Genomic DNA, 10,826 nt, shown 5'->3' on the forward strand with positions numbered 1-10,826 from the left:
AGGCGGTGGGCGCGCTGGTGGCGCAAGGCGCGCCGGTGGCGCGGCGCACGGCCCGGCGCGGCACCGCCGGCCCGCATCTGTCGGCGCGCGAGGTCGAGGTGCTGCGCGTGATCTCGCGCGGCGCCAGCAACAAGGAAGCCGCGCAGGAACTGACCATGAGCCCGAGCACGGTGCGCACCCACGTCGAGAACGTGTTCCGCAAGCTCGATTGCTCGACGCGCGCGGCGGCCACGCTCAAGGCCTCGTCGCTGGGCCTGATCTAGCCGCACGACGCGAGGGCGCCTGGCCGGCCGGCTCAGGCCGACGGCCCGGCCAGCACGATGTCCGGCACGCCGCCGGCCTGCACCATGATGTAGACGAGCGGCTCGTCGGTGTCGTTCCTGACGTGGTGGACCACGCCGGGATCGACCGAGTGGAAGCCGCGCACCTCCGTGCGCTCGACGCGGCCGTCGATCCGGTACTCCACCGTCAGCACCCCGCGCACCACCACGAACTGGTCGCTGACATGCGTGTGGTGATGCCATTGCGTCTCGCCGCCGGGCTGGATGGTGGTCTGCAGCACCGTGCAGCCGTCCTCGCGCAGCAGGCTGCGGTACTGCACCTTCGGGTTGGCCAGCGCGATATCCTTGTCGTCCATCTCGTTCTCCGTCTGTCTCGATCCTGCCCGTGCCGCGTCGTTCCGGCCGCGACTCACGAAGTACCGGCACGCCGGCGCCGGAAGCCGTCCACCGCCCACCACCAGCCGGCGATCAGGAAATAGATCGCGCCCACTGCCTCGCTCGACAGCAGCACGCCGGCCAGCACCGAACGCGCGCCGCCCGCCAGCGCGTTCCACGGCGGCTCGGCGCGCCTGCCGCGGCGAGCCGCGCGAGCCAGCTGCAACAGCCCGGACAACACGGCCCAGGCGCCCAGTGCGCGAGGCAGCCAGCTGCCGGCCGCGATGATGATCAGGTGACGAACCGACATGGCATGGCTCCTTCCCGCATTCGATCCTGCCGACGATCATGGCAGCGCCCGGAACCCGCCGACATCGGTCATTTGACCGATGTCGGCGCGCGGCATGCCGCTCACACTTCGCTCGACACCCCCTTGCCTTCCAGCATCGCGTCGATCCACACCGCGATCTCGGCCAGGTAGGGCGGCGTGCCGATGTCGTCGTGCGAGCAGGCCACCGGCGTCGAGCGGATCTCGCCGTCCACGTGCGCGCGCCAGTGCAGCAATGGCGACTCCATCCTGACCGCCTCCTCGGTGGCGGTGAAATGCGTCAGGGTGCCCTTGAACACCTGCTTGGGCAGGTAGCGCTGCGAGATCCGCAGGTTGTTGCGCCGGACCTCGACCAGCCCCTGGATATGCGCCTCGGTGAGATCCGCGAAGATATGCCCTTCGCGGCGCACGATCGCCGTCACCTCCGCCACGCTCAGCAGGTGCCCCGGCTCGATCGTCTCCATCGGGTAGCCGGCCGTGCGCAGCACGTTGGCCAGCGTGTACTGGTCGTCGACGGGCACCTCCTCGGTGGTGTAGAGCAGGTAGCTGTCGAGCATGCCGAGGAAGTCGACCTCCTCGCCCATCGCCTGCAACTGGCAGGCGATCTCGAAGGCCACCAGCCCGCCCATCGACCAGCCCAGCACCCGATACGGCCCTTCCGGCTGCACGCTGCGCATCGCCTCGATGTAGCCGCGGCTCATGGCCTCGACCGAGGCGGCCGGCGTGGTGCCTTCGGCGATCCCGTCGGCCTGCAGGCCATAGACCTGGAAGCCACCCTGCGCATGACGCGACAGGCCGACGTAGGACCAGCTCAGCCCGCTGGCCGGATGCACGCAGAACAGCACGGGGCCGCCTTGCTCGCGCAGCTTGACGGGCAGCAGCCGCTCCACCGGCGAGGCGACTTCCAGCGGGAAGTCGATCTGCCGGGCCTGGCTCGCCAGCTCGGGGAAGGCGAACAGCGTGCTGATCGACAGCCGCACGCCGAAACGCTGGTGGACGCGATCGAGCAGGCTCATCGCCAGCAGCGAATGGCCGCCGAGCGCGAAGAAATTGTCGTGGCGGCCGACCCGCTCCAGCTTCAGCACCTCGGCCCACACCACGGCCAGCGCCTGCTCGGTGTCGCCCAGCGGCGCCTCGTAATGCGTGCTGGCATAAGCGAGCGCGTCCGGCTCCGGCAGCGCGCGACGGTCGAGCTTGCCGTTCGGCGTCAGCGGCAAGGCATCGAGCCGCACATAGGCGGCCGGCACCATGTACTCGGGCAGGCTGGCCTGCAGGCTGCGGCGCAGGTCCTCGGCGCGCAGCGCCTCGCCGGTCCAGTAGGCCAGCAGCCGGCGCTCGCCCGCCTCGCCGTCCTGCACCACCACCGCCGCCTCGCGCACGCCCGGGCAACTCGCCAGGCGCGCCTCGATCTCGCCCGGCTCGACGCGGAAGCCGCGAATCTTGACCTGGTCGTCGTTGCGGCCCAGGTAGTCGAGCGTGCCGTCGGGCCGCCAGCGCCCCAGGTCGCCGGTGCGGTACATGCGGGCGCCGGGCGTGCCCGAGAACGGATCGGCCAGGAAGCGCGCCTCGCCGAGGGCATCGAGATTGCGGTAGCCGCGCGCGAGCTGCGCGCCGCCGATATGGATCTCGCCCGCCACGCCCTCGGCCACCGGCGCGCCATGGGCATCGAGCAGGTAGATCCGCACGTTGCCGACCGGCCGCCCGATCGGCGGCAGCACCGGCCACGCGGCCGGCTCGCCCGCCAGCGTATGCGCCACCACCACGTGCGATTCGGTCGGGCCGTAGTGGTTGTGCAGGCGGCAGCCGGGGTGGCGCGCGAAGAAGGCCGCGATCTGCGGGGTGATGCGCAACTGCTCGCCGGCCGTGACCACTTCGCGCAAGGCCGGCGCAAACGCGTCGCCCGCGGCCATGGCCGTTTCGGCCAGCGCCTGCAGCGCGATGTACGGCAGATACAGCCGCTCGATGCCGCGCGCGCGGATATGCGCCCACAGCCGGCCGAAATCGAGCCTCAGCTCGCTGTCGACCAGCTCCAGCGTGGCGCCGGCGGCCAGCGTGCCGAACATCTCCTGGAACGCCACGTCGAAACCGAGCGCCGCGAACTGCAGGGTGCGCCCGGCCGTCACCACGCCGGCCTGCCATTGCAGCAGGTTGACCAGCGGCGCGTTGGCCATCGCCACGCCCTTGGGCTGGCCGGTGGAACCCGAGGTGTAGATCAGGTAGGCCAGCCGGTTCGCGCCGTCGCCCGCCAGCGCCGGCCGCTCACGCCGGCCTTCGGCCCAGCCCGCCTCGGCGTCGAGCATGATGCGCGGCGCCGCGGCGGCATCGAGCAGCGACGCCGTCGCGCTCTGCTGCAGCACCGCGGCCGGCGCGCTGTCGGCCAGCATGGCGGCCAGCCGCTCGGCCGGATACGAGGGATCGAGCGGCACATAGGCCGCGCCGGCCTTGAGGATCGCCAGCAGCCCCACCACCATCGCCGGGCTGCGTTCGGCGCAGATCGCCACCCGGTCGTCCGGGCGAACGCCCTGGGCGATCAGCTCGTGCGCGAGCGCGTTGGCGCGCTGGTCCAGTTGCGCGTAGCTCAGCCTGCGCTCGGTGCCGTCCAGCGGCGAGCGCTGCGCGAGCGCCACCGCCTCGGGCGTGCGCGCGGCCTGCGCCTCCACCAGCTCGGCCACCGTCGATCCGGCCGCCGGATAGGCCGCATCGCTGCGGTTGTGCTCGACCAGCACGCGCCGCAGCTCGGCCTCGCCCAGCATCGGCAAGGCGGCGGCCGGCCGGGACGCGCCGTCTTGCGCCACCATCTCGCGCAACACGCGTTCGAGATAGGCGGCATGACGCTCGGCGGTGGCGCGCTCGAACAGCGAGGTGGCGTATTCCAGCGTGCCGACGATGCCCTCCTCGGACTCGCCCAGCTCCAGCGTCAGGTCGAACTTCGCGCTGGTGCGGGTGGCGGCCAGCGGCGCCAGCGTGAGGCCCGGCAGCCGCAGCGCGGCGCCGTCCAGGTTCTGCCAGGCGAACATGACCTGGAACAGCGGGCTGTGCGACAGGCTGCGGACCGGCTTGAGCCGTTCCACCACCTGCTCGAACGGCAGGTCCTGGTGCGCCTGGGCCGACAGCGTGCGCTCGCGCACCCGCTCCAGCAGCGCCGCCACCGAGGGCTGGCCCGACAGGTCGATCGGCAGCGCCAGCGTGTTGACGAAGAAGCCGATCAGGTCCTCGGTCTCGCCGCGCGCGCGGTTCGCGCTGGGCGAGCCGATCACCACCTGCTGCTGGCCCGACAGGCGCGACAGCACCAGGGCCCAGGCCGCCAGCAGCGTCATGTAGGGCGTCACGCCGTGGCGCAGGCTCAGGGCCTTCACGGCCTCGCCCAGCGAAGCGTCCAGGCGCAGCGCCACGGCCGCGCCGGCGAAGTCCTGGCGCGCCGGGCGCGGCCGATCGGTCGGCAGGGCCAGCAGCGCCGGCATGCCGTCCAGCGCGTCGCGCCAGTAGGCCTCCTGGGCCCGCAGCCGCTCGCCGCCGACCAGCTCGCGCTGCCAGCGCGCGTAGTCGGCGTATTGCAGCGGCAGCGGCGCCAGCGGTACCGGGCCGGCTTCCTCGCCGAGCCGGCCGGCCTCGTAGAACGCCGCCAGCTCGCGCGTGAGCACGCCCATCGACCAGCCGTCGGAGGCGATGTGATGCATGGTCAGCAGCAGCGCGTGGTCGTCCTCGGCCAGCGTGATCAACTGCCCGCGGATCAGCGGGCCGTGCGCCAGGTCGAAGGGCGCCAGCGCCTCCTCGCGCACCAGCCGCGCCAGCGCTTGCTCGCGCGCCGCGGCGGGCTGCCCGGACAGGTCGCGCAGGCGCAGCGCGAAGCCGATATCGGCCTCGTCCACGCGCTGCACCGCCTGCCCGTTCAGCGGCACGAAGCGGGTTCGCAGCACCTCGTGCCGCGCCACGATCCGGTCCAGCGCGCGCCGCAGCGCGGCGACGTCGAGCCGGCCGTGCAGCCGCAGCCCGCCCGGCACGTGATAGGCCGCGCTGGCGCCTTCCACCTGCGCGAGGAACCACAGGCGCTGCTGGGCGAACGACAAGGGCAGCGGGCCGTCGCGATCGGCCGGCACGATCGCCGGCAAGTCGCTGCGCGCGGCGCGCGCCACCGCGTCGGCCAGCCCGGCCAGCTCGGGATGCGCGAACAGCTCGCCCAGCGGCAGCTCCACGCCCAGGCGCTGGCGCAGTTGCGAGATCAGCCGCACCGCCAGCAGCGAATGGCCGCCGAGTTCGAAGAAGTGGTCGTGGCGGCCGACCCGCTCCACCTCGAGCAGGTCCTGCCACAGCGCGGCCAGCAGCGTTTCGATCTCACCGCGCGGCGCCGCGTAGGCGCGGCTCGCATAGGCCTGCGCGTCGGGCAGCGGCAAGGCGCGGCGGTCGAGCTTGCCGTTCGGCGTGAGCGGCAGCGCCGCCAGCCAGACGAAGGCGGCCGGCACCATGTGCGCCGGCAGGCTGGCCTGCAGGCGCGAGCGCAGCGGCTCGGCCTCGATCGGCGCGCCGGTGCAGTAGGCCACCAGCCGCGCCTCCTCGCGCCCCGGCCGATGCGCGATCACGGCCGCCTCGGCCGCGCCGGCGCGCACCAGTTGCGCGGCGATTTCCTCCAGCTCGACGCGAAAGCCCCGGATCTTGACCTGGAAGTCGTTGCGGCCGAGATAGTCGATGCCGCCGTCGGCGCGCCAGCGTCCCAGGTCGCCCGAGGCGTACATCCGGCCGCCGGGGCGGAACGGATCGTCGAGGAAGCGCTCGGCGCTCAGGGCCGGGCGATTCAGGTAGCCGCGCGCCACCCCCACCCCGCCGATGTGGATCTCGCCGATCGCGCCCAGCGGCACCGGGCGGCCGTGCGCGTCGAGGATATAGATCGCGGTGTTGTCGATCGGCCGGCCGATCGGCGGCAGGCCCTCGCGATCGGGCGCGCAGACGTGCCAACTGGCCCAGATGGTGGTTTCGGTCGGGCCATAGGCGTTGACCAGGCGCCGAGCGCGCGACCAGCGCCGCGCCAGCCGCTCGCCGAGCGCCTCGCCGGCCAGCACCAGGGTGCGCACGCCGGGGAAGTCGACCTCGTCGGGCAGGGCCGCCAGCACCGCCGGCGGCAGCGTGGCATGGGTCACGCCGCCCGCCTCGATCGCCTCGCGCAGGGCCGTGCCGGCCAGCACCACGCCCGCCGGCGGCAGCACCAGCGCGGCGCCCTGGCAGAGCGCCATCACCATCTCGAACACGCAGGCGTCGAAGCTGAACGAGGCGAACTGCAGCACGCGGCTGCCGGGGCCCACCTCGAAGCTGCGCGCCTGCATCGCGGCCAGGTTGGCCAGGCCGCGATGCTCGACCATCACGCCCTTCGGCTGGCCGGTCGAGCCCGAGGTGTAGATCACGTAGGCCAGCGGCGAGGCGGCTGGATCGATCGCGTCGAGCGGTTCGGGATCATGCGCGGGCGCCTCGGCCCAGGCCGAGGGCTGGTCGAGCCGCAGGCAGCGCAGCGCGCCGGTATCGAGCCGCGCCTCGGTGGCGGCCTGCAGCAGCACCACCGCCGGCGCGCTGTCCTCCAGCATGTAGGCGAGCCGCGCGGCCGGGTAGGCCGGGTCGAGCGGCACATAGGCCGCGCCGGCCTTCCAGGCCGCCAGCACGGCGACGATCATCTCCGGGCCGCGCTCCACGCAGATCGCCACGCGATCCTCCGCCTTCACGCCGAGCCCGCGCAGATGATGCGCGAGCCGGTTGGCGCGCAGGTTCAGCTCGCGATACGACAGCGCCTGGGTGCCGTGCAGCAGCGCAAGCGCCTCGGGCGCGCGCCGCACCTGGGCCTCGAACAGCCCGTGCGCGCTGGCCTCCGCGGCGAACGGCGCCTCGGTGGCATTGAAGTCGACCAGCAACTGCCGCCGCGCCTCGGGCGGCAGCACCTCGATCTCGTGCATGGGCGTGTCAGGCGCCGTCTCCAGCGCCTGCACGAGACTCTCCAGCGCGCAATGCATGGCCTCGCAGATGCGCGCCGCGCCCGCCGCCGGCACCGCCTGCACGGTCAGCGCGAAGTCCTCGCCCAGGTCGTCGACCGACAGGCTCAGCGGATAGTTGGTCCGCTCGCTGCTCTCCAGCGCGACGATGCCGTCCCACACGGCGGCTTGCGCGTCCTGCACGGGCGCGCTGTGCCGGTAGTTCAGCAAGGCGCTGAACAGCGGCGCGGGCGCAGCCACGCCGCTGCAGCGCTGGGCCAGCGCCAGCGGCGCATGCTCGTGGCCGAGCAGGGCCGTGAGCCGCGCATGGGTGGCCAGCACGCCGTCGCGCACGCCCTGCCCGCCCAGCGCCACGCGCAGCGGCAAGGTGTTGATGAACATGCCGAGCGCGCGCTCCGAGCCGGCGCCGCCCTGCAGGCGGCCCAGCAGCACGGTGCCGAACACCACATCCTCGCTGCCCGAGGCGCGGCCCAGCAGTCGTGCCCAGGCCAGGTGATGCAGGCTGGCCGCGCTCACGCCGAGCCGGCGCGCCTGCGCGCGCAGGCGCCGGGACAGCGCGCCGTCCACCGCGCGCCGCGCCTGCTCGATCGAGGCGCCCGGCAGGTTCACGTCGGCCAGCCCGAACGGCAGCGTGGGCGTGTCGAGCGTGCCCAGCATGTCGCGGAAGAAGGCCTCGTGGGCCTCGCGGCTCACGCCGCCGCGCACCTGCGCGAGATGGTTGCGATACGGCACCGGCGCCGGCAGCTGCCCGCCCCGGCCCTCGAAATGCGCACGGATCTCGTGCTCGACGATCTCCAGCGCCGCGTGGTCGAGCACCACGTGGTGGAAGGCCAGCATCGCCACCCAGCGACGCTTCGCCGGGTCATGGGCGAAGCGCATCCGCATCAGCGGCGCGCGGCTCAGGTCCAGGCGGCGGCACTGCGCGCGCAGCGCGTCGGCCACCTCGCCGTCGGCCGGATCGACCCGCGCCTCTTCGACGAGCATCGTCGCGCGGCGCCAGACCACCTGCACCGGCTCGTCGAGCCCGTCCCAGACGATCGCCGTGCGCAGGATGTCGTGACGATCGATCACCGCCTGGAGGGCCGCCGCGAAGGCGTCGATGCGCGCCCGGCCGTCCACCGCGAACAAGGCCTGCAGGACATACGGGTCCTGCTCGCCGGCCGACAGATGGTGATAGAGGATGCCTTCCTGCAGGGGCGCCAATGCATAGATGTCCTGCACATTGGCCACCCCGCCCGGCACGCCGGCCACGATCCGGTCGATCGCGGCCTGGCTCAGCGTCGCCAGCGGCAGCAGCTCGGGCGTGATGCGCGCGCAGCCCTCGCCGATGCGGTTCTCCGGCACCGGCACCGCCGGCGCCGCGCCGCCCACCGCGGCGGCCAGCGCCGCCAGCGTGGGCTGGCCGAACAGCACGCGCACGTCGGCCTGCAGGCCCGCCTCGCGCATCCGCGCGATCAGGCCGACCGCCAGCAGCGAATGGCCGCCCAGCTCGAAGAAATGGTCCTGGCGGCCGACCCGCTCGACATGCAGCAGCTCGGCCCAGATGCCCGCCAGCAGCGTTTCGGTCTCGCCGAGCGGCGCCTCGTAGGCGCGCGTGGCGTGAGCCCCGAGGTCCGGCGCCGGCAGCGCCCGACGATCGAGCTTGCCGTTCGGCGTGAGCGGCAGCGCCGCCAGCATCACGAAGGCGCCCGGCACCATGTAGTCGGCCAGCTCGGCCGCGAGCCGCGCACGCAAGTCCGCGGCGGACAGCCCGGCGCCGTCCTGCGGCACCACGTAGGCCACCAGCCGCTTCTCGTCGGGGCGCCCCGGCGTGTCCTGGCGCGCGATCACGGCGGCGTCCTTCACGCCCGGGCAGCGCGCCAGCGTCGCCTCGATCTCGCCCGGCTCGACGCGGAAGCCGCGGATCTTGACCTGCTGGTCGTTGCGGCCGAGGAACTCCAGCCGGCCGTCGGGCAGGTAGCGCGCCAGGTCGCCGGTGCGGTACATGCGAGCGCCCGGCTCGGCCGCGAACGGATCGGCCAGGAAGCGCTCGGCCGTGAGTTCGGGACGGTCGAGATAGCCATGCGCCACGCCGTCGCCGCCCACGTACAACTCGCCGATCGCGCCGGTCGGCACCGGCTGTCCATGCGCATCCAGAAGGTAGGCACGCGTATTCGCGATCGGCCGGCCGATCGGCAGGCGCGGCAGCCGCGCATCGGCGGCCGTCAGCTCGCAGGTGGTCGAGAAGGTGGTGTTCTCGGTCGGCCCGTAGCAATGCAGCAGGTGCCGCGGCGCATGGCGCGCCAGCACGCGCGCGACCACGGCAGGATCGACCGCGTCGCCGCCCACCAGCAGCAGGCGCAGCGTGCCGAGCACGTCGCCGAGCAGCTCGGCGATCTGGCTGAACAGGCCCGAGGTCAGGTGCAGCACGCTGATGCGATGCCGCTCCACCAGCGCGCGCAACTGCTGGGGCTGCAGCACGGCGGCATGCGGCACCACCACCAGGCAGCCGCCATGCAGCAGCGGCGCCCAGACTTCGAGCGTGCTGATGTCGAAGGCGGGATTGCCGACCCAGGCCACGCGGTCCTCGGCGTGGAAACTCGCGTAGCCGTTGTTGACGACCAGCCGGTTCACGCCGCGATGCGGGACCAGCACGCCCTTCGGCGTGCCGGTCGAGCCCGAGGTGTACATCACGTAGGCAACGGCTGCCTCGTCGAACGGCAGGCCGGGGTTGGCCGCGGGTTCGTCGGCCTCGCTGCCGTCGTCGATCGGCAGCGCCCGCGCCGCGATCTCCTCGGGCAGGCCCTCGACGGTGTCGACCACCGCGACCGGCGCGCCGCAATCGCGCATTACCCAGGCTTGCCGCTCGGCCGGCGCGCGCGGGTCGATCGGCACATAGGCCGCGCCGGCCTTGAGGATGGCCAGTTGCGCGATCACCAGGGCGGCGGAACGGTCGAGCAGCGTCACCACGCGCTGGCCCGGCTGCACGCCGGCGGCGATCAGGCGCCGCGCGAGGCGGTTCGCCTTCGCGTCGAGCGCGGCGTAGTCGAGCACGGTCTCGCCGTCGATCACCGCGATCGCCTCGGGCGTGTGGCGGGCCTGTGCCTCGAACAACCGATGCACGCCCTGCCGCGCCGGATAGTCCGCCTCGGTCCGGTTCCAGGTATCGAGCAGACGATGCTGCTCGGCGGCGTCCAGCAGCGCGATGCGCGATAGCGCCGCGGACGGCTGCGCCACCATCGCGCGCAGCACGCGTTCGAGGTAGCCGACATAACGCTGCACGGTGGCGCGATCGAACAAGGCGCTCGCGTATTCGAGCTCGCCCGCGATGCAGCCGTCGCGCTCGTCGAGCACCAGCGAGACGTCGAACTTCGCGGCGCGATGCGCGGCGGCCAGCGGCGCGAGCGCCAGGCCATCGAGCGCCAGGCCGCGGGTATCGACGTTGCTCCAGGCCAGCAGGGCCTGGAACAGCGGGCTGTAAGACAGGCTGCGCTCGGGGCGTACCGCCTCGATCACCTGCTCGAAGGGCAGGTCCTGGTGCGCCTGCGCGTCCAGCACGCGCGCCTTGATGCGCGCCAGCAGGGCGTTCGCATCGGGCTCGCCGGCCAGGTCCACGCGCAGCGCCAGCGTGTTCACGAACAGGCCGATCAGGCCTTCCACCTCGGCGCGCTGCCGATTGGCGACCGGCGCGCCGATCACCAGCTCGTCCTGCCCGGCCAGGCGGCCCAGCACGGTCGCCCAGCCGGCCAGCAGGACCATGAACAGCGTGGCGCCGTGTTGCTGGCCCAGCGCCTTCAGCGCGGCCGTCAGTTCCGCGTCGAGGCGCACCGGCACCGCCGCGCCGGCGTGATCCTGCCGCGCCGGGCGCGGCCGGTCGGTCGGCAGGGCCAGCAG

Annotated in this window: 4 protein-coding genes; 1 reads left to right on the forward strand and 3 read right to left on the reverse strand. The window is 73.3% G+C overall.

Translation table 11 applies throughout. The annotated features are described in order from the left end of the window. On the forward strand, positions 1–263 hold a 263-nt coding region (locus F3J18_RS32515), incomplete at its 5' end, for a LuxR C-terminal-related transcriptional regulator (protein WP_166916205.1). A gap of 32 nt (positions 264–295) precedes the next feature. Here the strand turns inward: F3J18_RS32515 and F3J18_RS32520 are convergent. The 3 genes from F3J18_RS32520 to F3J18_RS32530 all read right to left on the reverse strand — a co-directional run bounded on the left by F3J18_RS32520 (position 296) and on the right by F3J18_RS32530 (position 10,826). Further along, the gene (locus tag F3J18_RS32520) at positions 296–637 is read right to left on the reverse strand and encodes a cupin domain-containing protein (RefSeq protein ID WP_025100081.1); all 342 of its coding nucleotides are present in this window, start codon (positions 635–637) and stop codon (positions 296–298) included. 53 nt (positions 638–690) lie between these two features. Continuing rightward, positions 691–966 (reverse strand): DUF308 domain-containing protein, encoded by a 276-nt coding sequence (locus F3J18_RS32525; protein WP_036035037.1) that lies wholly within the window; start codon positions 964–966, stop codon positions 691–693. A 101-nt stretch (positions 967–1,067) separates the two neighbouring features. Continuing rightward, positions 1,068–10,826, reverse strand: coding sequence for an amino acid adenylation domain-containing protein (locus F3J18_RS32530; protein ID WP_345892538.1), 9,759 nt, complete (start codon positions 10,824–10,826; stop codon positions 1,068–1,070).

Origin of the sequence: Burkholderia sp. Ax-1720, from assembly GCF_011753035.1 — a bacterium.
Classification (GTDB): Bacteria; Pseudomonadota; Gammaproteobacteria; order Burkholderiales; family Burkholderiaceae; genus Burkholderia; species Burkholderia gladioli.

Excerpts from the sequence above, each read along its gene's own strand:
- F3J18_RS32520 (WP_025100081.1), bottom strand. The coding sequence starts at position 637 with ATGGACGACAAGGATATCGCGCTGGCCAACCCGAAGGTGCAGTACCGC.
- F3J18_RS32525 (WP_036035037.1), bottom strand. The coding sequence starts at position 966 with ATGTCGGTTCGTCACCTGATCATCATCGCGGCCGGCAGCTGGCTGCCT.